Origin of the sequence: Streptomyces sp. N35, assembly GCF_016464295.1 — a bacterium.
In the GTDB taxonomy this organism is placed as follows: domain Bacteria; phylum Actinomycetota; class Actinomycetes; order Streptomycetales; family Streptomycetaceae; genus Streptomyces.
Window position 1 is genome coordinate 88167 of record NZ_JAEIMH010000020.1, and the last position, 279, is coordinate 88445.

The window sequence follows — 279 nt, forward strand, 5'->3', positions numbered from 1 at the left end:
CCCCCCCCCCCCCCCCCCCCCCCCCCGCCGGCGCCCCCCGCCGCGCGCGGCGGTCCGCTGCCCGACGGGGGACCGGAAGCCGTCGAGCAGCGGGTCGGTAAAGCCGTCGACGACGTGCTCCCGGAGCAGGGGCAGGGCGCCGAAGAGGCCTTGAGCACCCTCGTCGCACTCATGGCGGCGGGCGCCGCGGACCCCGCCGACCCGCTGTGCGCCGCGCATCTGCACGCGCCGCCGCTCGCGGTGGCGGCCGCCGCGGGTCTCGCGGCCCGTGCGCTCAAC

General features: G+C 81.7%; 1 pseudogene. It reads left to right on the forward strand.

Features of this window, described 5'->3' with window-relative positions:
* Window positions 1-57: 57 nt before the first annotated feature.
* Window positions 58-279, forward strand: a pseudogene (locus JAO81_RS13790) (aspartate aminotransferase family protein); the annotation flags it as partial.